This is a genomic window from Streptomyces sp. SX-6 (assembly GCF_059089585.1).
Map to the genome: position 1 here is coordinate 136517 of NZ_JBTHHU010000012.1, position 21634 is coordinate 158150.

The window sequence follows — 21634 nt, forward strand, 5'->3', positions numbered from 1 at the left end:
ACCCCTGGGTGATGACGGCGCGAATCCGGCGCACACTCATGCGCGTGCAGCCATGGATACCCGCGGCCGTCCGCACCGTCCGGCACTGGCCCGCCTGCGCGGCGCCGGCACTGCTCGGTGTCGTGGTGGCCGCCACGGAGTACACGGCGGGCAGGGAGAACCCCGTCCGGGTGGTCGTCATCGCCTGGACCATCCTGGTCATCGGCACCGTCGCGGTCGACTCCCTCCGCCCCCACCCGATGTCCGCCGCCCGGCGCCGCCTCCTGCTGGCCTCGCTCGTCCCGACCATCGTGGCCAGCAGCTACGTAGGGCAAGGGGCCGGCCATCTGGGCTGGGACTGGATGTACCTCAGCGGCTTTCTCGCCTTCCTCGCCGGGGTAGAGCTGAGCGAATCACTGAGCGGCACCCTCCACACCACCCTGAACACCCTCGTCGACAGCGGAACCATCTGCCTCTCGGCGCCCGAACTCCGCACATTCCTCGAGGACTTGTGGCTCATGGCCCGACGGAACGCGAAAGTGGCGGGCGCGGTGGTCGGTTCGGCCCTGCTCGTGACCTGGCTGCTCTCGGTGCACCCGATCGACCTGCTGCACGCCCCGAACGATCTGTCGCACATCGCGTCCCACGATCCGGCCGGGCTGGTCATCCAGCCCCTGGCCGGGGTGGTCGCAGGGCAGCGCCTCGGGCGCATGGTCGCGTACGGAGCCATCTGGCGCCGCCGGCCGTGCGCGTACCACCTCATGCCGGGCCACCCGGACGGCGCGCTCGGCCTCGGCCCGATCGGCAGGTTCTACTTCCGACAGTCCCTCATCGTCGGCCTGCCCGCCGCGTACCTCGCCGTCTGGTGGTTCATCATCCCGGCACTGCCCTACTACCTGCCGTGGCGCGGCCCCTACCTGGGGCTCCTCGTGCTGGCCATCACCTTCGAACTCCTCGCCTTCCTGCTGCCGATGTGGGCGATCCACCGGGAGATGCGCAGGCAGGCCGGTCACTGGAACGCGGAGGCGACCCGGCTGATACCGAGGATCCGGACGGTGCAGAAGACCCTGGTCCGTGCCACCAGCGGCCACGAGAGCATCGACAGGGAGCTGACCGTCCTCCTGGAGTGGCACCACACCCTGCGGAAGGCACCCACGTGGCCCATCGACCCGCGTCTGCGGCGCTGGTTCACGCTCAACAACGCCGCACTGTTCGTGCCGGTCCTCAGCTACCTCGCGCGGGAACCGCAGGTGTGGCACCAGATCGCCACGGTTTTCAGCGGCCTGAAGCGCTGACGCCTACATAAGAGTCGTCGCCGAGGCGACGACCCGGGCCTTCTTCGGCTGGTCCGGGTTGCCGTAGCGGATCTCGACCCGGGGGTGCGACTTGAGGAAGTCGCTGTCTATCAGACGTACTTGCTGCGGGTGGTCCACCGTGCGGCGTGCGATGTCCGTGTCGAGGAAGAACCCGAACTCGCCGGTCGCGGGCGCGTAGACGAAGAACTGGCCGCCCGCGTACGTCCGCTTCGCCACGTCCTCGGTGAGGACCAGCGACCAGTAGTCCACGCAGACGCCCGCCGGGCACATGAAGCGGTACTCGGCCTTGAGGCCCTCCAACTCCATCCAGCGGAAGGGGTTGTCGGACGCAGCGTGCACGGCGGTGCCCCGCGCCTCGGAGGCGTACGCCCCCTGCGCGAGGGGCATGCCGAGGGTTGCCACGGCCAGGGCCGCGGTGAGGGCGCGGAACACGATGCGGGGTGCCACGTCGGGATCTCCAGTCCTGTGTGTGATCGGTTCGATACGACTGGTGATCATCGTCGTGGCATTCAACCCCGGCAATGGCCGGCCGACAGAACCGGCCAACCGCACATGCCCCGACATGGCCGGATCGCACCGGTTCAGGCCGAGTCGAGCCCTTCCTTGCGCAGCCGGTCCAGGACGTCCTCGCCCACCACGATCCCGAACGTCTCCTCCAGCACCCGCCCCAGCTCGTCCGGTTCGACCTTCCGCTCGGTCGACGAGCCGTCGGGGCGGAACGTGGTCAGCGTCGTGGCATCGAGCCGGTCGTGCTGCGTGGCGCTGAACTTCTGGGTGAACAGGCGCTTCACGAACGGCGAGCGCTCGTGCGTGGAGACGTAGTGGCTGCCCACCACGTAGTCGATCGTGTACTGCGACCTCAGCGTGAACGTGTGCCGGTCCTCCCAGCCGTTCGCCCGGTACTGGTGAAGCCACCAGTCGTCGACGCCGAGCGCACCGTCGCGCCGCTCCATCCGGAAGCACCAGCCCTCGAGGTCGACCTCGTTGCCGTCGGCGATCTCGATCGGCTCCAGCGGGCCGGAGCCGAACCCCACGTCGCACAGCCACAGCCGGTCGTCGTCCACGGGCGAGACCGCCAGCAGACCGTGAGTGGCCGGCAGCACCTTCTGCGCGCCCAGCGTCACCCGGCCCATCAGCCCGGTGAACTCGAACCCGAACCGCTCGAGCACGGCGGCGAACAGCACGATGTGCTCGAAGCAGTAGCCGCCGCGCCGGCCGCGCACCAGCTTGTCCTGCAGGGACGCGAGGTCCAGCAGCACGGGCAGCCCCAGCACCGCGTTGATGTTCTCGAACGGTATCGACGTGACGTGCGCCCGCTGCAGCCCCCGCAGCACCTCCAGCGTCGGCGCCCGCTCCCCCTCGTATCCGATACGGGCCAGGTAGGCGTCCAGGTCCAGCTCGTCGCCGTTCCACCCGTGCCCGGAGTCCGCCTGCGTCATGGTCCATCCCTTTCGGGGTCAACAATCCGTACGACCTCGACGGTAGGCGGTGGAGTGCGCTCCAGGCCTCTGGTGAAAGGCGTGATCCTGCTCGCCTTTCGGTCCTAGGACCAGGGACGTACGGCCCGGCGTGGTGACCACCGCGCCGGGCCGGTGCCCCGTCACACGAAGGGCGTGATCCGCTCCTCGATGCCCAGCAGCACCTTGCCGTAGACCTCCAGGCCCACCGCGGGCTGGGCGACCGAGTGCCGGCCGGCGACGCTCGAGTCCCGCCAGATGCGCTGCAGCGGATTCGCGTCGGCGAAGGAACCGCCGCCGTGCACGTCGAGCAGGATGCCGATGGCGTCGACGGCGTTCTTGATGGCGTGCCCGGCATCCGCGCGGACCCGGGCACGCTTCAGCACCTCGAGCTCGGCGCCGCGGGCGGCGGCCTCGTCGATGTCCGCGGCGGCGCGGTGCACATGCAACTGCGCGGTGTCGATCCGCAGAGAAGCCTCGGCGATCTGGAGCTGTACGGCGACCGACTCGGCCTGCGTCTCGTAGTAGGTGTACGAGATCGGCTTGGTCACCGCCTTCTCCATGACCAGCTTCAACGCGGCCCGCGCCATGCCCACTTGGGGCCCGGCGAGGCCCAGGGCGAGGAGCGGCGCGAGCGCCGAGCGGAACAGGCCCGTCGGCCCGTGCACCGTGGGCAGCTCGCCATCGATCGCGCGCGGCACGGAGATGACGCGGTGCTCGGGCACGAAGACGTCCTCGGCGATCAGGCAGTTGCTGCCGGTGCCGCGCATCCCCGCGACGTGCCAGACGTCCTGCATCTCCAGGTCCGTGCGCGACACCAGCGCCATCGCCTGGTCGACGACGGCGCCGCTCTCGTCGACCAGCGGCATGCCCAGCACGGCCCAAGTCGAGTGCCAAGCACCGGAGTTGTAGTACCACTTGCCGGACGTGCGCCAGCCGCCCTCGACCTTGCGGTTGGTGATGGTGGCGGGGGTGAAGACACCGGTGACCCGTGCGTCGGGGTCGGCGCCCCATACCTCCTCCTGTGCCTCGAGGGGGAACAGTCCGGCCAGGAAGGTGCAGGTGTTGACCACGGCCACGACCCACCCCGTGGAGCCGTCGCCCTCCGCGACGGCGGACGACACGTCGACCAGGGTGCGCATGTCGGCCTCGTATCCGCCGAAGCGCCGCGGCACGGTCAGCTTGAACAGCCCCGTGTCCGTGAGCGCGTCGATCACCTCGTCGGTGATCCTGCGGTCCGCCTCGATTCTGGCGGAGTGCTCGCGCAGCAGCGGGTGCAGCGCGGTGGCCCGCGCCACCATCTCGGCGGTGGTCGGGGCGGAAGTGACTGAAGTGTCGGTGATGCTCATGCCTGTCTCCAAAGCCTTGAACATGTGCTGAAACGACGGGAGTTACGCGGGTTACGCGACGGGGGCGAACGCGGAGTGCGTACCGAAGGTCCGGTGGCCGTAGACCAGCGGCGCCGCCGTGGACGTACGGGCGTGGACGACCGTCCCCAGCAGCAATAGGTGGTCACCGCCCTCGACCACCGAGGCCAGCTCGCACACGAGCCAGCCCGGCGCGTCCGGCAGCCGCGGCAGCCCGTGGTCGTACTCCCACCGGACCCCGGCGAAACGACTGGCCGACCGGCGGGCGAACCGCGTTGCCAGCGCCTCCTGTTCCGCGCCGAGCACGTTCACCCCGAACCGCCCGGTCGCCAGGATGCGGGCCAGTAGTCCCGAACCGCGGTCCAGGGCCACCGACACCATCGGCGGGCGCAGGGACAGCGACGCGAACGCGCTGACGGTCGCCCCGTACGGCGCCTCGTCCTCGGTGGCGGTCACGACGGTCACCGGGGCGCAGACCCCGGCCATCAGATCCCGGAAGTCCTGCTCGGTCATCATGGCGTCCCCTCCAATCCATCATGATGATTACCGTGATCATGCATGGGGCTTTGAAAGGACGTCAAGAGATGCGATGCTATTGACCATAATCATTTACGAGTTGAGGCACGGGGAGGCCGCATGGCAGCCGCAGACGACACCCGAGGGGGCCTCGAGGCGCCCGCCCTGCGGCGCGGCGACTGGGAGCGCACCGCGGCCTCCCGCGCCGAGGTCGCCGCCGAGCGCATCGCGGCCCTGGTCGCGGACGCGGAGCCGGGCGTACGCCTGGGCACCAAGGAGGAACTCCGCGCCACCTGCGGGGTGTCGGTCGGCACGTTCAACGAGACCCTGCGGCTGCTCCAGTCCCGCGGCCTGGTCACCGTACGCCCCGGCCCCGGCGGCGGCCTCTTCGCCGCCGAACAGTCACCCATGCGCCGCCTGGGCAACTCCGTTCTCGCGCTGGACACCCTGGACACCCACCAGCCGGACGGCGCCCGCGCCGAGGAGGCCCGCCGCATCCGCGACGCCCTGGGTCCGCTCCTGGTCGAGGACGCCCTCTGGCACGCCTCGCCGGCCGATCTCGCCGCGATCCGGCGCGAGTTGGCGGACCTCGCCAAGGCCGCACGCGAGTCCGACCCGGCCGCCTTCGCCGCCGCCGACCACCGGCTCCGTACGCGGCTCACGGCCGTCAGCCCGAACGCGCTGCTGCGCTCGCTGTACGCGACGCTGCTGCCCCTCGCCGAACCCGATGCGGCCGAGCAACTCCAGGAGCGGTACGAACACCATGCCGCGCTCGTCGACGCACTCGAGGCCCGCGACCGCGACAGGGCGCTCGGCCTCTCCTTCTAACCCTCAACTAGGCTCTCCCAATGCCCATTGACGACATACCTGTCGACGAACTCGCCCGCTCCTGGGACGAGATCAACGAGAACTACGACACCCTGTGGAACGACGAGTACGACCACACGGCCCTCGGCTGCGCCGCGCGCCTTGTCGCCCACCCCGGCGGGGAGTCGGCCTTTGTATGGACGATCGGGCTGGTCCTGATGGCTCCCTACGTCGCGTACGGGTCCGGCGACGACGTCGCGCCGCAAGCCAAGGCGGCGTTGAAGGCCACCGACCATGCGCTGCGCGACCGGCCCTGCGGCCATGAGACGCACCCGTACGAGGAGCACGAGGCCGAATACGACGAGGATCTCGCCGGGCAGTTGCCCGAACTGGCCGACCAGGATGCCGAGTGGGACGAGGACCATCCACGGGAGGCATGGCTCTGCCCGCGCAACGTCGCGGGATTCGCGCGCATCGCCATGGACATCATCGAGCCCGGCTCCGCCACGGACATTCCGCCTCGGTTGCACGTGGGAGCCCGGGAAGCCATCGACTCGCTCTCGGCCCTGCTCAACGGCTACCCGGAGCCCGGGACGGAGATCGCCGAGGAGATCTCCTACCACGCGTCGGTTCTCCGGACCGCCGACCCGGCGGAGCGCCCCGGATGTCTGCTGGTCGCGGTGGCACTGTCCTGGATCGCCGTCTCCGACATCGTCATCGACGGGAGGGAATCCGCGATCGGCGAGCTCGTCTCGGCGCTGGAGAAGGCGTTGTCGCACTACGCCGACGCGTCGTGCGCGCACGAGCAGCACACGCCCCCGCCCGGCAGCGGCCCGGCCGCCGTGGAGGTCGGCATCATGCTGACCAGCCCCGGAGGGCGCGCCCTCTACGAACAGGGCATCAGGGAAGGCCGGGACGCACCGCTGGAGCACCTGCTGTGCCCGGTCGCCCTGGCGGAGATTGCCAGGGAGTCGCTGAGCACGCTGCGTCAGTCGTCCTGACCGTCCTCGAGCGCCTCGGCCACGATGGAACGGAGGTGGCGCAGCGACGGGGGCATCCGGGTCAGCAGCCAGTACTCCAGGGACCGGTCCGGGTCGGTCCGGGACACCGTCCCCTCGGTCACCCGGCCGGCGAAGACATTGATCACGCGGCCGGCGTCCGTGACCGTGAAGCCGCGGTAGCCCAGCCCCGGGGGCGGGGGCGGGGCCACCGGGCTCGCGGGTGGAAGTCCGGCCGTCAGCGCGCGGAATTCCTCGGCGGCCCCGGGATCGAGGGACCAACGGGGATTGGGGCGACCGCTGAACAGTTCCAGTTCCACCAGCATGGGTCTACTCACCTGATGACGACCGATTTCCCGGCGTAGAAGTAGCCGCAGAAATCACGGTAGCCGCCGCGGTTGGCCGTTTCCGGATTCGTGATCGTGTGACCGCTGTTGTCGTAGTTCCGGGCCGGCGTCGTGCCAGGCTTGTGCCCCCAGAAGTTGCCGTTGTGGAACCTGTACCAGTGGTAGTCCGTGCCCGGCCAGACGACAAGTGCCATGAGCCAGCGGGGCTTTTCGCTGTCCGGCAGGCACTGGCCCCGCCGGACGAGACGGTCGGCCAGGGCGGCGTTGGCGACGTTCGGACAGGCCATGACCCCGGTCATGGCTCCGTGCGCCCGGCCGGGCTGGGCGAAGGTGTCGGTGCGCCTGTTGCTCGCGTAGTTGTAGCAGTTGTTCTTGGGCTGGACGGCCGGGGTGTTCCAGAAGCCGGGGTTGTACGCGCCGAGTTCGATGTAGCAGGTGACGGTCGGTTCGGCTTCCTGAGCGGTCGTACGCGCGGGGTACCCGGCGAGGACCGGGGACCGGGTCCAGGCCGGCGGGTCGGCCGCGAAGGTGTCGATCTCGCCGAGTACGAGGTCGCGGAGCCCCTCGTCGAGCGGCGTCTGCTCGTGCTCGGCCAGCTCCGTGTCCGCGTGGCGGGTCATGTCCTCCACGACCCGGCGGGCCAACTCGGCCGAACGGCCGAGGTTCCGGGCACCCAGGGTGCCCAGCGCGAAACTGCGGGGTACGGACTCGGGCCAGGGCTCGTCGTCACTGACCGCGGAGACCACGACCTCGCGATACCCCAGGCCGTCGTACCCCGCCCCGGGTATCCCCACCGCTTCTTCCGCCGCGTCGGCCACGTCCGATAACAGACTTCTCACCGTGCTCTCGTCGGTGATGATCCAGGACGGGTCAGGGCGGCCGGAGAACATACTGACGTCAATGCGCAGCATGCCGACGCTCCTCAACTGTTGGGAAACTCGTGTCCCTTGGTGGTATCGCGCCCGGTGAGGCGGGTCAATCACTTCCGCAGAAGTGAAATCGTCCTCTTCCGATTCATGGCCTGACCTGCGGTCGGCGGATCCGGGAAACCCGGCTCATTTGAATTCTGAATGACCGGTTCGTTTCAGGGAGGCGACTCGCCGCGGTGGCCCCATCCAAGAACGCTCTGTTCGGGTGCGGGCTTATGCTTATAGATCTCTTCGCTCGCCTTCTCCTCCCGGTCCTTCCCCTTCCGGGCCTTTGCCGCTTTCTCCTGCTGCTCGCGCTTGCGCTCGTCCTTGTGCCTGTGCTTTCTTCCGGGCAGCCCGATCATGACTGGCCCCCTCTCGCACTTCGCCCCTCTTCCAGGTTCACACGCCCTGCGTGCGGCGCGCGTAGGCGCGGGCCGCACGGGCACGGTCGCCGCAGCGCACCGAGCACCAGTGGCGGCGGGCGTGGGTGCGCAGCAGGTAGCGCTGGCACGGGGGCGAGCCGCAGGCGGCGAGCCGTGCGGCGTCGGGGCCGGTGAGCAGGTCGGCGGCGTCGGCGGCGATGACCGCGAGGGCGTGGTCGACGACCTGGTCGATGGGGTGCGCCTGGACCCGGTGCAGGCCCTGCGCGGGATCCCAGCGCAGCAGCGCGGCCGTGGGGGCGCCGGTCAGCGCCTCGTTGACGGCGCGCAGTGCCGCGTCCGGTGCGGGGATGGCGTCGATCCGGGAGGCGAGCAGGGCTCGCACCTGATCCCGCAGGGCTCGTACCCGGACCGCGCACACCTCGTACAGCTCGGTACCGGCCGGTACGAGATCGCGTTCGGTCAGCCATTGCGCAGCCGCCTCGGGCGAGCCGAGCAGGTCCAGGTACAGGCCGCCCGGCAGGGCGAGCGCGGTGTTGGCGAAGTCGAGTGCGCGGTACTGCTCCGCACCCGGTGCGGGCTCGGGGATCGCGGAGGCGTCCGTCATGGTTCTCATGCTAACCCTTGCGCGTTTCCGTGAGACGGGGCTACCTTTATCTCACGGAAAACCTCCCACTTACCCGTGAGGACACGAGCATGACGCCTACCGAGCACCCTCCAGTCAGCACCTTCGGCGGCCCGACCGCCCTGATCGAGTACGGCGGTCTGCGGTTCCTCACCGACCCCACCTTCGACGCCCCCGGTGAGTACCCCATAGGCGACAGCCGGTCCCTCACCAAGACCGCCCCCACCGCCGCCACGCCCGCCCAACTCGCCCCGATCGACGTGGTGTTGCTCTCCCACGACGAGCACCCCGACAACCTCGACCACGCGGGCCGCGCACTGCTGGCGGACGTCCCCCTGACCCTCACCACCCGCGGCGGCGCGGGCCGCCTCGGCGGCACCGCCCGGGGCCTGGCCCCCTGGGAGACCGTCGACCTGCCCCGCCCCGACGGCGGCACCCTGACCGTGACCGCCGCTCCCGCCCAGCACGGCCCCGAGGGCTGCGAACCCGTCACCGGCGAGGTGATCGGCTTCGTCCTGACCGCCCCCGACCTGCCCACCGTCTACGTCAGCGGCGACAACGCCTCGCTGGACGTGGTCCGGCAGATCGCCGACCGCTTCGCCCCCGTCGACACCGCCGTCCTCTTCGCCGGCGCCGCCCGCACCGGCCTCTTCGACGGCGCCCTGCTCACCCTCGACAGCCGCCAGGCCGCCGAGGCCGCCGCCATCCTGGCCGCCCGGCGCGTGGTCCCCGTCCACTTCGACAGCTGGGGGCACTTCACGGAGGGGCACGCGCACCTGGACGCCGCGTTCACGGCGGCGGGGCTGCGGGACCGGCTGGAGTTGGGGGCTTACGCCAAGCGGTAGTCCTCGTGCGGCACCGCCCGCTCCCACACCGCCTCGAACGCCGCGGCGCAGAGCGCGATCACCGCCGCGGCCTCGCTGTCCTGCGGTTCGAGTGCCGCGCCGTCCCCCGTGAAGATGTTGAACCGCACGATGCGGTCGTCCATCAGCCAGAAGTCATTGCCCGGCAGCGCGATGTCCGAGGCCGACCGCCTCGGCAGCCATCTCACCTGCTCCCCCGCACCGGTGTTGACGGGCGTGATCGCGTGCTCGTACCGGATGTATTCCGTCACCGGTTCCGACACGATGCGTGCCCGGCGCATCACGACGCCACGGTCGACCGTGCCCCTGACGAGGCTTGCCCACGCCCGGCAGTGCGGGGCCCCGGGGTCGATCGGCTCGCCTCGCCGCCACGCGGTGACGTGCTCCTGTTCCTCGCCGACGCCGTAGATGTCACGCATCTCCAGGTGCACGGCCGACCGTTGGGCCGAGCTCAGCAGCGTCTCGAAGTCGGGCAGGCCTGACGACATTGGTGCTCCTCCTCAGGAGTCGCGGGGTCGCGGGGTCGCGGGGTCGCGGGGTCGTGCGTGAACTGTCCATCGCCACCGCAGCCGTTGACCGGCAGAGTCGCACCGTCGCTTACGGCTTCGAAAGATGCCTGCCGAACACCCATGGCAAAATCAGCGGGTGCAGATCGGGATACTCGGGCCGCTGGAGGTCCGCACAGGCGACGACGGCTCGGCCGACGTGCCGGGTGCGCGGTTGCGCGGGCTGCTGATCGCCCTCGCGCTCAGGCCGGGGCACGTGGTCCCGAAGGCGTCGCTCGTCGACTGGATCTGGGGGGAACGCCCGCCCGCCGACGCGACGAACGCCCTGCAGCGCCTGGTCTCCCGGCTGCGGAAGGTCCTGCCGGACGGGGTGATCGAGGGGCAGACAGACGGCTACCGGCTGGCGGTGGAGCCCGACGCCGTCGACGCCGTACGGTTCGAACGCCTCGTCGTCGCGGGCCAGGCCCGTACCGAGGACGTCTCCCGGCGGGTGCGGCTGCTGCGCGAGGCCCTCGGGCTGTGGCGCGGTGCGGCCATGCAGGACGTCGGTCCGCAGGACAGCGCCGCGTTCGACGCCGCGGTCATCCGGCTCGAGGGGCTGCGCCTGACCGCCACGGAGGAGTGGGTCGACACGGAGGTCACCCTCGGGCGCGGTGCGGAGATGGTCACGGAGCTGACCGACCTCGTGGCCGCGTACCCGCTGCGGGAACGGCTCGTCGCCGCGCTGATGCGCGCCCTCGTCGCGGCCGGCCGCGACAGCGAGGCGCTGCTGGTGTACCAGCGCGCGAAGGAGGCGCTGGCCGACGCGCTGGGCGTCGACCCCTCGCCGGAGCTGTCCGCGCTGCATGTCGCCCTGCTGCGCGGCGAGTTGGGGCGGCGCGAGGAGAGCCCCAGGACCAACCTGCGCGCCGAGCTGACCACCTTCGTCGGCAGGGACGCCGATGTCACCGCGGTCCGCGGGCTCATCGCCGGACACCGGCTCACCACCGTGATCGGGCCGGGCGGCTCGGGGAAGACCAGGCTGGCCACCGAGACCGCGCGCACGCTGCTCGGCGATCTGCCGGACGGGGCCTGGCTGGTGGAGCTCGCCGCGATCGGCGCGGACGGCGACGTGGCGCAGTCGGCGCTCGCCGGACTGGGCCTGCGGGACGCCCTGCTCGGCGGGGCCCGGAACGCGGAGCTGACGGACCGGATCATCGCCGCGATCCGCGAGCGCGAGGCACTGCTGATCCTGGACAACTGCGAGCACGTCATCGAGTCCGCGGCGATGTTCGCCCACCGGCTGCTCGGGGAGTGCCGGCGGCTGCGGATCCTGGCGACGAGCAGGGAACCGCTCGGCATCACCGGGGAGGCGCTGTGGCCGGTCGAGCCGCTGGCCGTGCCGGAGGGGGACGCGGGCCCGGGCGAGATCGCGTCCTCGCCCGCCGTCCAGCTGCTGCGGGACCGGGCCGGGGCGGTGCGCCGGGACCTCGCGGCCGACACCCGCACGCTGGCGACGATGGTGCGCGTCTGCCGGGCGCTGGACGGGATGCCGCTGGCGATCGAACTGGCCGCGGCCCGGCTGCGCACGATGCCCATCGACCAGCTCGCCAACCGGCTCGACGACCGCTTCCGCCTGCTGACCAGCGGCAGCCGCACCGCGCTGCCGCGGCACAAGACGCTGCGCGCGGTGGTCGACTGGAGCTGGGAACTGCTCACCGATGCCGAACGCGTGGTCCTGCGCAGGCTCTCGGTGTTCTCCGGCGGGGCGAGCCTGGAGGCGGCCGAACAGGTCTGCGCGGGCGCGGACAACGCGCACGACGCGCACGACGCGGTCGACGCGGTCGACGCGGACAACATCGGCGACGCGGTCGAGCGGGAGCAGGTGCTCGAGCTACTCACCGCTCTGGCCGACAAGTCGCTGCTGCTGGCCGAGGGCGACGGCGCCCCGCGCTACCGCATGCTCGGCACGATCAAGGAGTACGCCGCGCACCGGCTCGCGGAGGCCGGGGAATCGGACCTGGCGCGCCACGCGCACCTGGCCTTCTTCACCGAGCTCGCCGAGACCGCGGAGCCGCACCTGCGCCGCGCCGAGCAACTGGAGTGGCTGGCCACGCTCGGGGCCGAGCACGACAACATCGGTGCGGCGATGCGCGGCGCGCTCGCCGCGGGCGATGCGCAGGCGGCGATGCGGCTCGCGGCGGGTACGGGCTTCTACTGGTGGCTCGGCGGGCTCAGGACCGAGGGCGTCGAGCTGATCACCGCGGCCGCCAGGATGCCCGGCGAGGTGACGGACGAGGTCCGGGCCACGGTGTACGCGCTGGTCGTGATGTTCGTGACCTCCGGGCTGGGCGACGAGCGCCAGGCCGCGGAGTGGATCCGCGAGGCGCACCGGCTCAGCGGGCACGGCGGGAGCGGCGGGCACCGCTATCCGCACGTGAGGCTCGTCGCCCCGCTGGAGCGCATACTGCGGGAGCCCGGGGCGTCCCTGTCCGCGTTCGAACCGCTGCTGGACGACGAGGACCCCTGGGTTCGTGCGCTGGCCCGGTGGCACATGGGCAAGATGCGGATCGCGTTCGGCCAGGACGGGCAGGAGGCGGGCGCGTACCTGGAGGCGGCGCTCGCCGAGTTCCGGGCGCTCGGCGAGCGGTGCGGTATCTCGCTCGCCCTGACCGAGCTCGCGGACCGGCTCGCCCTGCACGGTGAGTTCGCCGGTGCGTGCGAGCACTACGAGCAGGCGATCACGGTCGTCACCGAGGTCGGCGCCATCGAGGACGTCATCCAGCTGCGGTCGCGGCAGGCACGGCTGTACTGGCTGCTGGGCGCCGAGGACTCCGCCGCGGCCGCCGTCGCGGAGGCGGAGCGGTGCGCGGAGCGGGTCACCTGGCCGGACGCGCTGGCCACGCTGGCTCTCGCGAAGGCGGAGCTCGCCCGGTGGGGCGGCAACGCCGAGGAGGCGTACGAGCAACTCCGCATCGCGACAGCCCTGCTGGGCGACGAAGCGGAGCGGGCGCAGTTCCGCGCGGTGAGGCACGACCTGCTCGGCTACCTCGCCGACGACCTCGGCGAGGCCAGGGCGCACCGCGCGGCGGCCTGTGAGGCGGCGTCCGAGGCGGGGCACGCGCTGGCGATCGCGCACATGCTCATCGGGGTCGCGGACCTGGCACTGCGCCGCGACGAGCACGAGCAGGCGGCGCGGCTGCTCGCGGCGAGCGCGGGCGTGATGGGGCTGCGGGACCGCTCTCACCCGGACGCGGCCCGGATCGAGCAGGCAGCACGACGCCGCCTCGGCGACGCGAAGTTCGCCGAGGCGGCTCGGGAGGGGGCGCGGACCGACTGGCCCCGGCTGGTCGAGGTCACGCTCGCTTCTTGAACGCGGAGACCGACCACACGTAGCCGACGAGCGCGAACCCGACGCACCAGGCGGCGGCCGCGATCGCCTTGCCGGCCTGTGGCTCGCCCCCCGCGAGCAGTGCGCGCAGCGTCTCGATGATCGGCGTGAAGGGCTGGTACTCCGCGAACTGCCGCACACCGACGCCCATCGTGTCCGCGGGGACGAACGCGCTGCTCAGGAACGGCAGCATGATCAACGGCACGGTGGCCATGCCCGCCGATTCCACGGACTTCGCCCCCAGACCCATGGCGACCGTGAGCCAGCTCGTCGCGAAGGCGAGCAACAGCAGGATGCCGACCACTCCGAGCCACTGGGGGAAGCTCGCATGCGGACGGAACCCCATCGCGAAGCCGACTCCGGTGATGGCCGCGCAGCTGAGCAGGCTGCGCACTGTCGTGGAGACGACATGGCCGGCCAGCACGGCGCCGTAGGAGACGTCCATGGTCCTGAACCGGTTGATGATACCCTTCGTCATGTCGTCGTTCACGGCCGCCGAGGTCGGCCCCAACCCGTAGGTGATGGCCATCACGAGCATGCCCGGCACCGCGTAATCGATGTATTTGCCCGAGACATTGAAGGCGCCGCCGAACACCCAGACGAACATCAGCATGATGACGATGGGCAGCAGAATCGCGTTGAACAGCGTGACCGGATTCCGGGCCGTGTGCTTGAAGTTGCGACGAAGCATGATCGCCGTATCGCCGAACGGCGCCGATATGCTGCTCACTTGGCCACTGCCTCCGTGCTCGTGCGCTCGGTCAGAGCGAGGAAGACCTCATCGAGGTCGGGGGTGTGTACGGTCAGCTCGTCCGCCTCGATGCCGACCGAGTCCAGCCAGTCGAGGACGGCGCGCAGCTCGCGCTGGCTGCCGTCGCTCGGGATCTGCAGCGACAGCGTCTCGTCGTCCGCGGTGACCTCGCGCAGCGCGGTGGCGGCGGACCGGTACGCGGCCGGGTCGGTGAACCGCAGCCGCACGTACCCGCCGGGGATGAGCCGCTTCAGCTCGTCGGCGGTCCCTTCGGCGACGATCGTGCCACCGTTCAACACCGCGATACGGTCGGCGAGTTCGTCGGCCTCGTCCAGATACTGGGTGGTGAGGAAGATGGTGGTGCCGTCGGCCACCAGCTCGCGGACGATCCCCCACATCGTGCGCCTGCTGCGCGGGTCCAGACCCGTCGTCGGCTCGTCCAGGAAGATGATCTGCGGGTCGCCGACCAGCGTCATCGCCAGGTCCAGCTTCCGGCGCATACCGCCGGAGTACGCCGACGCCCTCTTGTCCGCCGACTCCCCCAGGTCGAACCGTTCCAGCAGCCCCGCGACCACCCGGTCACCGGAGCGCACGCGCTTCAGGTCCGCCATCATCCGCAGGTTCTCCCGGCCGGTCAACAGCTCGTCCACCGCGGCGAACTGCCCGGTCACGCCGATGGCGGCGCGCACCTCTTTGGTCTTGGCCGCCACATCGTGCCCGGCGACGCGCACCATCCCGGCGTCCGCCTTCATCAACGTCGTCAGGACGTTCACCGTCGTCGTCTTGCCCGCCCCGTTGGGGCCGAGCATCGAGAAAACCGAACCCGCGGCGACCTCGAAGCCGATGCCGTCGAGCACGACTTTGTCGCCATATGCCTTGCGCAGCCCTGAAACCGCGATCGCCGAACTCTTCATGCGTCCAACCATCGCGACCGGCCCTGACACGCACCTGTCACGCCCCTGACACGCCCACTGACGCGATCCGAGTCAGTTCGCAGTTCGCCTTCCGGGGACAAGGTCAGATGAGACTGCCCGGCCCTGTCACGTACACGGATCCAGCAGGAAGACGGGGATCACGCGGTCGGTCTTCTCCTGGTATTCGGCGTACGGCGGATACGCGGCGACCGCGCGCTCCCACCACTCGGCCTTCTCGTCCCCGGTAATCTCACGGGCCGTCATGTTCTGGCGTACGGCCCCGTCCTGGAGCACCACGTGCGGGTCGGACTTGACGTTGAAGTACCAGTCCGGGTGCCGCGGGTAGCCACCCTTGGAAGCCACAGCCGCATACCGCCCCTCGTGCTCCACGCGCATCAGCGGAATCTTGCGAATCTTGCCGCTCTTCACGCCGCGCGTCGTGAGAATGACGACGGGCAGGCCCGTGTCCCAGAGCGTCGTCCCCTGCGTGCCGTCCGAACTCTCGTACAGGTCGACCTGTTCGCGTATCCACTGCGCCGGACTCGGCTCGTACTCGCCCTCAAGAGGCATCGTGCTCACCCCGTCGTCGCGTACGGACTTATGGTGCACAGTCCAGCACAAGCCTCGCCTCGAGGCGAGACCGCCGATCCCGCTCTGCCGTAGAAACGGCGCACGGAGGCGCCGTTGCTGCGGGCATGTGGTGTTACAGAACGGCGGCGATGGCTCCGCAGGAGAAGCCGACGCCGAAGGACAGGAGCAGGGCCCGGGTGCCCGGCTGCAGGGTGCCTTCCTCCCGGGCCATGGCGAGGGTGGCCAGGACGTTGGCCGGGCCGAGGTTGCCGATGTCGGCGCACGGGTTGGGGACGATGTCCATGCTGATCTTGCAGGCCTTCATGACGATCTGCAGGAACCGGGTGTTGGGCTGGTGGACGAAGACCGCGTCGAGGTCGTCAGTGGTCCAGCCGGCCTGGGTGAGGACGGTGTTGACGACCGGGGGGACGAACCTACGCGAGGCCTGGACGATCTCGGTGCCCTGCATCGTGTAGTAGCCGAAGCTGACCTCGAAGCCCTCGTCGGTCCTGCGGTTGGAGTGGACGGGCTGGATGCCGAGTTCCCACTGCTGCGGGTGGGTCTCCCAGTGGCTGCCGCGCACGTCCAGCCGCATCCCATGGTGTGCGTCGCGGGTGAGGACCACGGCCGCGGCGCCGGCCCCGAAGAGGCCGGCCAGGCTGAGGTCCTGGTGGCCCGAGAGGTTGACCGCGTCCTGGCCGGCCACGACGATCGCACGCTCGCAGCGGCCCGCCTCCAGCATGGTGATCGCCGTCTCCAGCGCGGGAATCACCTCGGCACACGAGCCGTCCACGCTCATCGTCTTCGCGCACCGGATGCCCGCGCGCCCGGCCAGCAGGACCGCCTGGGAGGGAACCAGAAACGTGGGAATGCCGACCTGGGGGAAGACCAGCAGGGTCTCGCTGCCGATCTCCTGCGGGGCAACGCCCGCATCCGCGCAGGCCTTGCCGATCGCGTCAGCCGCCAGAGAGAGCAGGCTCTCGCCCTCGGCGTAGACGCGCCGCTGCCGGGTACCGGTCCGGCGCACGAACCAGTCGGGCTCCAGGCCGTGAGAGAGGGCCAACTCGGTGCTGTCGACTACGTCCGACCCGAGCGCGTAGCCCGTACCGGCAATCTCGACCGCCATGAAGTGTCTCCTTGAAGTGTCGAATGACCGAGAAACCGGGGATGATCATCGCGGCGGGATCCTGACAGAGCAACAGGGCATTCCCCGCACCCGCGTGAGCATGGGCGGTGCCGGGCGGAGCTGCTGCACGGATGACGGCGTGTCAGCGGTGAGTTGGTGACGTTGCCAATCGGGATATATCCAGACTTGCAACGTCACCAACTCACCGCTGACACGCCGTCAGCACCGTGAGGCATCCTCGCTTGCTTCAGCCGTGGTTCGCCCAGAAGAGCAGTCCAGCCACCACGAGGCAGGCGTACGCGAACGCTCCGCCGACGCCGAGCGACTTGCGGCGTACCACGCACCACACCGTCATGCAGACAGGGGGCACCCACCCACAGAAATACGCGATCCATCCAGCCCTGACCGCGGCATCGGTTCGGAACACGACGAACGCGATGAAGGCGACAAGGCAGAAGAGCGCCGGGGAAGCCCACATGTTGTCGGATACGGCTTGGCCGCGAGCCTTTTTCACACACACCTCCACGCACGCGAGGAGCCCCCTGCCTGCTACCAGCAGTTCAACCCCACCCAAATAACATTGGCCACTTTACTGCCACTTTGCACTCCTCTTCCAATTCCAGGGCGCGCACAGCACGTTCAGTCCGGCGTAGCCCTGAAGGGCAAGTAGCGGCTCACGCCAAGCGGTACTCCGCGAGGCACCGCCCGCTCCCATACCGCCTCGAACTCGCTGACGATACGGGCCCGACGCGTCTCCACGCCACGATCCGTCGTCTGCTGCAGAGACACAGGGGCACTCCGAAGCTTGATCTTTAGTCCATCACGGGAATATCCCCGAGACGGCATGGACGCCGCGTGCCAGCCCTGCCTACGGTCGGATGCAGACGGCCCAACCAGGGTCAGACTCCGAGGGAGTTGGCACATGGCGCTTACGCGGCTCACGGGCAGCGGACAGGGCGAGTGTGGCAAGAAGGACTGCCCGAACGTCTACCTCGACGACTCGGACGGCGGGTTCGTCGTCCAGGGCGAAGCCTCCACGGCGTTCCAGCCCCCGGTCGGTGAGGCACTGGTCAAGATCCCCGAGAGCGTTCTGAGGGAGGCATTCCGTGCTCTTGACTGGTGACGCCTGGGACGCCAAGTTCCGGGACTTCACAAAGGAAGCGTGGCGACTCGAAACGCTGCCGCAGTACGTCGTCCCGCAGGAAGCCGAGGAATTCTCTCGGTTCCTCTCCGGACGGCCGGTGGAACTTCCCGAGGAAGATGACGAGTGGATTGAACTGATCCAGAAGCACCGGGAAACCGGCGGCAGCATCGGGCGAGTGCACATCGTCACGCGGCCACTCTCGGACTACCTCCGGTTCGAGTTCGCACAGTACTACGCTCCGCAATTCGAGGCAGGGGAAGACATTCGCATCCTTGACGTAACGGACCGGCCCAACCCGCTGGCAGGCGTCCAGGATTTCTGGATGTTCGACCGGTCCACCGTCGTGCTCATGAACTACGAGCCGGACGGAAGGCAGATCAACCGCGAACTGTTCGACAGCGACCCCGAACCGTTCGTGGAATGGCAGCGAATCGCGCTCGCCGAGGCTGTTCCGTTCTCGGAGTACGTGAAACAGCTTGACGCTTGAACCTGTAGAGCTGGGTCAGAGCAAGGCTGACCTGGCGGAGACATTGAAAGAGCTACGCAAGCGAGCCGGCCTCACAGGGGACCGGCTCGCTCAGCGTTGTTCCATGAGCCAATCGAAAATCAGCAAGATTGAGACGGGTAAACGAACCCCATCGCTCATGGACGTAGAACTGATCTTGCGGGCGCTGGGTGCACCTCCTGGCCTCATCGCTGAGGTAACGGCGCTGGCCAGGATCGCCAACACCGAATGGCAGGACTCCCGGTCGCTCCTCCGCAAGGGACTCGACAAGGGCCAAGTCGAGCTGGCGGAGATAGAGAAAATCACCACCGAGTTCCGATTCTTCCTGCTTTCCATGATTACCGGCCTGCTTTCTACACCTGAGTACATCAAAGCCAGCCTTGATGACGTACAAGGCGATCTCGGGAAAGTGATGAACAAGAAGCTTGAGCGACAGGCCGTGCTCTACGACGAATCGAAGTCGTTCACGTTCATTCTCACCGAACAAGCCGTACGCTTCCTGAAGATCCCACCGCACGCCATGGCTGTCCAGATCGACCACTTGGTGTCGCTCTCACACTTGCCCGCAGTGAAGCTCGGAGTCATCCCCGTGGACACATATCTGCCAGGGTGCCCACTGACCACGTTTACCGTCTATGACGAACGCATGGCGACCGTGGAGGCCTCCACCGGCGTGATGATGTTCCGTGACCCTCGCGATGTATCCACATACCTCGAAGAATTCACCGGCTATGAAGAGCAGGCATTGTTCCAGGACGACGCACGGGAACGCCTGTCCGCATGGGCTGACACCTACCGTTCATGATCTTTAGTACATCACGGGAATGCGCTTCGTGTTCACTCGATTTATGCACCACAATCTCTCGTCATGACCACGGATGCCGAAGCAGCCGCACTGCAAGCCGATGCCTTCATGGCAGGCAAGAAGAAAGCCGATGACATCGCTTTCATGCTCGGGCGAGTGCTTGCGGAGATGGACATCAAGGTCGGGGACACGGACTCGTGGCCGCTGCTGGAGGGCCGCGCGTCCCTCAGCAGTGAGCCGTCCATCTTCCTCGGGACGGTTCCACTGGCCACAGCCCGGAAGCTGATCAACGCCCTGATTTTCGCGGAGTCCATGAAGCGGAACCCTCCGGGGCAACGCGCCTCCGGTCACGACGGCTAGCCCGGTGTCCGTTACTCACCTCAACCAGGAAGGCACAGCGATGACCGACCTGTACAACCTCACCCTCGACGGCGCCCAGTTCGCCAAGGCATGCGGAGGCAACACCCACCCCGACGGCGAAGCGTGCGTGACCCTCGCCCGTATCGGCGACGGCGCCTGGGCCATGGGCGACAGCAAACGGCCCGGCGCCGAGCCGCTGAGGTTCACCACAGCGGAACTGGATGCGGCCGGTATCGACCCGGCGCGCTTCGGCCTCACGGCCTGACACACGGTCTCACGGCCACTCGTTGACCGGCGGCCTTCACTCTCCGGAGTGAGGGCCGCCTTCCAATGCTCTTGACAGGACGACCAGTTGCACGTTCACGGGTACCTATGGACCGGCGAGAAGGCGACGTTCGACAAGGAGAGCATCCGTCGCCCACCGCCCTCGTTGGCACCGACGGCCACGAGCCCCGACGAAGTCCAACAGCGGTACCGGGAAACCGTCGCAGAGTGGAAGACCACCGACGTTCCGCCGATCGAAACGGCGTCCTGGCTGCTGAAACCGCCCCAGCTGATCCGGGGCACCTGGGATGAACCGAAGGAGGCCGCGGACTGGCTGGGGCATCAACTCACCGAACATACGCCCCGCTTCGCGTCGGAGCACGAGAGGAACACGACATGGATGGTTACCCTCGTTGCCTCCGCTGCTGAGCGTCTGGCGCTCGATGGGGATGTCTCGCTCGGGTTCTACCTCCGGGGGACCACGTTCCTGTCGGTGGCGCTGGTGATGTGCTCCCCGAACCGTGCCCACCCGGAGCTTCAATGCCCACTCGGGTAGGTCTCAACTAGGGCGCGCGCCATTGAGCGCGAGCCCCTCCCGCGATGCGCACATCCAGCCCTGGTGCCTCTGTTACCCAACACTTGGTCAGCATCGCCGAGTTGTGCATACGCTCACCTAACGAACGAAGCGGCCCCCGCCGTGTCATGACAGGACACCCGGGGGCCTGCACCGCCCAGGAATGTGAGGAACCCAGGCAATGCTGCGTCACCATATCGCGCCCGAGCGTCACTTCACCCAAGTTCCGAACGAGATCATCCGGCACCCGCGCCTCTCCTCGGACGCCGTCCGTCTCCTGCTCTGGCTGATGTCCGTGCCGGACACCTCCCACCTGTCGCTGTCGGAAGCGGCCCGCCGCGCCGGGCTCAAGAACGCTGCGTTCCAGCGGGCCAAGAAGCAGCTGAAGGAGGAGGGTTACGCGCACGAGTGGCGGCGGCAGGGAGCCGATGGCCGTTGGACGACGACCCAGCTGGTCGCGGACGTGCCGCTCACGCCGGACGACGCCGTCGCCGTCCGCGACGGCCACCGGCCCTCGCAGCCGACTGCTACGAAACCGACCGTCGGCGAACCGACCCCTCGGCCGGTCGGTCGTTACCCAGAAAACACTGAGGAGAAGAACACTGACCTCCCTCCCGCCCCGCAGAACCTGCCAACTCCGCGCTCCTGCCTGCCCGATGACCTCGTCGAGCGCGCAGCGCTCATCCTCGCCTCGATCTCTCACCGCGAGCGCCGCCTGCGCCTGACCGGCCGGGAGGTCAAGGAGCTGGCTCCGCTCGCCGCCGACTGGCTGCTGCGCGGGGCCGGTCCGCGCGAGCTGCGCGAGGAGCTGACCTCCGGGCTCCCGGAGCCCGTCCACCACGCGGCGGCGCTCGTACGCAACCGGCTGGTCCGGAAGCTGCCGGAGGCGCCGCCCGTAGTGCACACGCCGCAGAAGCCGCGCGTGGCGCAGCTGCGCGAGTGCCGGGGTGGGCACATGCAGCCGCTGCTGTTCCGGCCCGTGGGGGACGAGACGCTGTGCCGGGCCTGTCGCGAGGAGGACGTGTCCGGGGCGGTGGATGCCACTGCGCGCGGTGCGGTGGCCGTGCGGGCGGCGCTCCGCGGGAGTGCATGACTCAGGGGTGTCCGGAAGTGGCCTGCGGGGTCTTGCCGCGTCTCGCGGTGCGTCTATTGGATGGGCGCCCCGCACAGATGAGGAGG

26 protein-coding genes are annotated in these 21634 nt (G+C 69.2%); 12 read left to right on the plus strand and 14 right to left on the minus strand.

The features are described from left to right. Positions 1 to 44 precede the first annotated feature (44 nt). Positions 45 to 1274, plus strand: coding sequence for a hypothetical protein (locus ACV530_RS17400; protein WP_494333402.1), 1230 nt, complete (start codon positions 45 to 47; stop codon positions 1272 to 1274). A 3-nt stretch (positions 1275 to 1277) separates the two neighbouring features. On the opposite strand, the gene ACV530_RS17405 is transcribed toward ACV530_RS17400, so the two are convergent. From ACV530_RS17405 to ACV530_RS17420, 4 genes are all read right to left on the minus strand, one after another. Then, positions 1278 to 1742 carry a hypothetical protein gene (locus ACV530_RS17405; RefSeq protein ID WP_494333403.1) on the minus strand — a complete coding sequence of 155 codons (465 nt, stop codon included), beginning with the start codon at positions 1740 to 1742 and terminating at the stop codon, positions 1278 to 1280. 134 nt (positions 1743 to 1876) lie between these two features. Next, entirely contained in the window at positions 1877 to 2734 is an 858-nt protein-coding gene (locus ACV530_RS17410; RefSeq protein WP_494333404.1) for an arylamine N-acetyltransferase family protein, read from the minus strand. Between the two features lie 161 nt (positions 2735 to 2895). Continuing rightward, a complete protein-coding gene (locus tag ACV530_RS17415; RefSeq protein WP_494333405.1) occupies positions 2896 to 4101 on the minus strand; it encodes an acyl-CoA dehydrogenase family protein in 1206 nt (401 codons plus the stop codon). A gap of 51 nt (positions 4102 to 4152) precedes the next feature. Then, the gene (locus ACV530_RS17420; protein WP_494333406.1) at positions 4153 to 4635 is read right to left on the minus strand and encodes a flavin reductase family protein; all 483 of its coding nucleotides are present in this window, start codon (positions 4633 to 4635) and stop codon (positions 4153 to 4155) included. A 120-nt stretch (positions 4636 to 4755) separates the two neighbouring features. Here ACV530_RS17420 and ACV530_RS17425 point away from each other — a divergent pair, with 120 nt between their 5' ends. Together ACV530_RS17425 and ACV530_RS17430 are read left to right on the plus strand one after the other, a co-directional pair. Continuing rightward, entirely contained in the window at positions 4756 to 5463 is a 708-nt protein-coding gene (locus ACV530_RS17425) for a FadR/GntR family transcriptional regulator (RefSeq protein WP_494333407.1), read from the plus strand. A gap of 20 nt (positions 5464 to 5483) precedes the next feature. After that, complete coding sequence (locus ACV530_RS17430) at positions 5484 to 6443, plus strand: hypothetical protein (protein WP_494333408.1); 960 nt, start codon at positions 5484 to 5486, stop codon at positions 6441 to 6443. On the opposite strand, the gene ACV530_RS17435 is transcribed toward ACV530_RS17430, so the two are convergent. The 4 genes from ACV530_RS17435 to ACV530_RS17450 form a co-directional block, all read right to left on the minus strand. Continuing rightward, a complete protein-coding gene (locus tag ACV530_RS17435; protein ID WP_494333409.1) occupies positions 6431 to 6766 on the minus strand; it encodes a hypothetical protein in 336 nt (111 codons plus the stop codon). The genes ACV530_RS17430 and ACV530_RS17435 overlap by 13 nt on opposite strands. Positions 6767 to 6774: 8 nt before the next feature. Continuing rightward, positions 6775 to 7698 (minus strand): hypothetical protein, encoded by a 924-nt coding sequence (locus ACV530_RS17440; protein ID WP_494333410.1) that lies wholly within the window; start codon positions 7696 to 7698, stop codon positions 6775 to 6777. A gap of 173 nt (positions 7699 to 7871) precedes the next feature. Then, positions 7872 to 8060, minus strand: a complete 189-nt coding sequence (locus tag ACV530_RS17445; RefSeq protein ID WP_494333411.1) for a hypothetical protein — start codon at positions 8058 to 8060, stop codon at positions 7872 to 7874. 37 nt (positions 8061 to 8097) lie between these two features. After that, positions 8098 to 8694, minus strand: coding sequence for a CGNR zinc finger domain-containing protein (locus ACV530_RS17450; RefSeq protein ID WP_494333412.1), 597 nt, complete (start codon positions 8692 to 8694; stop codon positions 8098 to 8100). Between the two features lie 80 nt (positions 8695 to 8774). Between ACV530_RS17450 and ACV530_RS17455 the strand changes: the two genes are divergently transcribed. Further along, positions 8775 to 9548, plus strand: a complete 774-nt coding sequence (locus tag ACV530_RS17455) for an MBL fold metallo-hydrolase (RefSeq protein WP_494333413.1) — start codon at positions 8775 to 8777, stop codon at positions 9546 to 9548. Here ACV530_RS17455 and ACV530_RS17460 read toward each other — a convergent pair. Next, positions 9533 to 10054, minus strand: a complete 522-nt coding sequence (locus tag ACV530_RS17460) for a DUF6879 family protein (protein ID WP_494333414.1) — start codon at positions 10052 to 10054, stop codon at positions 9533 to 9535. The two genes, ACV530_RS17455 and ACV530_RS17460, sit on opposite strands and share 16 nt — an antisense overlap. A gap of 157 nt (positions 10055 to 10211) precedes the next feature. On the opposite strand from ACV530_RS17460, the gene ACV530_RS17465 reads away from it, so the two are divergent. Further along, positions 10212 to 13424, plus strand: a complete 3213-nt coding sequence (locus ACV530_RS17465; protein WP_494333415.1) for an AfsR/SARP family transcriptional regulator — start codon at positions 10212 to 10214, stop codon at positions 13422 to 13424. Here ACV530_RS17465 and ACV530_RS17470 read toward each other — a convergent pair. The 5 genes from ACV530_RS17470 to ACV530_RS17490 form a co-directional block, all read right to left on the minus strand. Continuing rightward, positions 13408 to 14172 (minus strand): ABC transporter permease, encoded by a 765-nt coding sequence (locus tag ACV530_RS17470; RefSeq protein WP_494333416.1) that lies wholly within the window; start codon positions 14170 to 14172, stop codon positions 13408 to 13410. The two genes, ACV530_RS17465 and ACV530_RS17470, sit on opposite strands and share 17 nt — an antisense overlap. Further along, complete coding sequence (locus ACV530_RS17475; protein WP_494333417.1) at positions 14169 to 15107, minus strand: ATP-binding cassette domain-containing protein; 939 nt, start codon at positions 15105 to 15107, stop codon at positions 14169 to 14171. Before ACV530_RS17475 ends, ACV530_RS17470 begins: the two co-directional genes overlap by 4 nt. A 126-nt stretch (positions 15108 to 15233) precedes the next feature. After that, positions 15234 to 15677, minus strand: a complete 444-nt coding sequence (locus ACV530_RS17480; protein ID WP_494333418.1) for a nitroreductase family deazaflavin-dependent oxidoreductase — start codon at positions 15675 to 15677, stop codon at positions 15234 to 15236. A 133-nt stretch (positions 15678 to 15810) separates the two neighbouring features. Further along, positions 15811 to 16803, minus strand: coding sequence for a 3-oxoacyl-ACP synthase III family protein (locus ACV530_RS17485; protein ID WP_494333419.1), 993 nt, complete (start codon positions 16801 to 16803; stop codon positions 15811 to 15813). A gap of 247 nt (positions 16804 to 17050) precedes the next feature. After that, positions 17051 to 17173, minus strand: coding sequence for a hypothetical protein (locus ACV530_RS17490; protein ID WP_494333420.1), 123 nt, complete (start codon positions 17171 to 17173; stop codon positions 17051 to 17053). Between the two features lie 552 nt (positions 17174 to 17725). Here ACV530_RS17490 and ACV530_RS17495 point away from each other — a divergent pair. The 7 genes from ACV530_RS17495 (at position 17726) to ACV530_RS17525 (ending at position 21548) form a co-directional block, all read left to right on the plus strand. Then, positions 17726 to 17926, plus strand: coding sequence for a hypothetical protein (locus ACV530_RS17495; RefSeq protein ID WP_494333421.1), 201 nt, complete (start codon positions 17726 to 17728; stop codon positions 17924 to 17926). After that, a complete protein-coding gene (locus tag ACV530_RS17500; protein ID WP_494333422.1) occupies positions 17910 to 18434 on the plus strand; it encodes a DUF6879 family protein in 525 nt (174 codons plus the stop codon). The genes ACV530_RS17495 and ACV530_RS17500 overlap by 17 nt, the downstream gene beginning before the upstream one ends. Continuing rightward, positions 18424 to 19257 carry a Scr1 family TA system antitoxin-like transcriptional regulator gene (locus tag ACV530_RS17505; RefSeq protein ID WP_494333423.1) on the plus strand — a complete coding sequence of 278 codons (834 nt, stop codon included), beginning with the start codon at positions 18424 to 18426 and terminating at the stop codon, positions 19255 to 19257. Before ACV530_RS17500 ends, ACV530_RS17505 begins: the two co-directional genes overlap by 11 nt. A gap of 63 nt (positions 19258 to 19320) precedes the next feature. Beyond that, complete coding sequence (locus ACV530_RS17510; RefSeq protein ID WP_494333424.1) at positions 19321 to 19617, plus strand: hypothetical protein; 297 nt, start codon at positions 19321 to 19323, stop codon at positions 19615 to 19617. 40 nt (positions 19618 to 19657) lie between these two features. Next, positions 19658 to 19882 carry a DUF397 domain-containing protein gene (locus tag ACV530_RS17515; RefSeq protein ID WP_494333425.1) on the plus strand — a complete coding sequence of 75 codons (225 nt, stop codon included), beginning with the start codon at positions 19658 to 19660 and terminating at the stop codon, positions 19880 to 19882. A gap of 87 nt (positions 19883 to 19969) precedes the next feature. After that, positions 19970 to 20437 carry a hypothetical protein gene (locus ACV530_RS17520; protein ID WP_494333426.1) on the plus strand — a complete coding sequence of 156 codons (468 nt, stop codon included), beginning with the start codon at positions 19970 to 19972 and terminating at the stop codon, positions 20435 to 20437. A gap of 199 nt (positions 20438 to 20636) precedes the next feature. Continuing rightward, positions 20637 to 21548, plus strand: a complete 912-nt coding sequence (locus tag ACV530_RS17525) for a hypothetical protein (protein WP_494333427.1) — start codon at positions 20637 to 20639, stop codon at positions 21546 to 21548. Positions 21549 to 21634 lie beyond the last annotated feature (86 nt).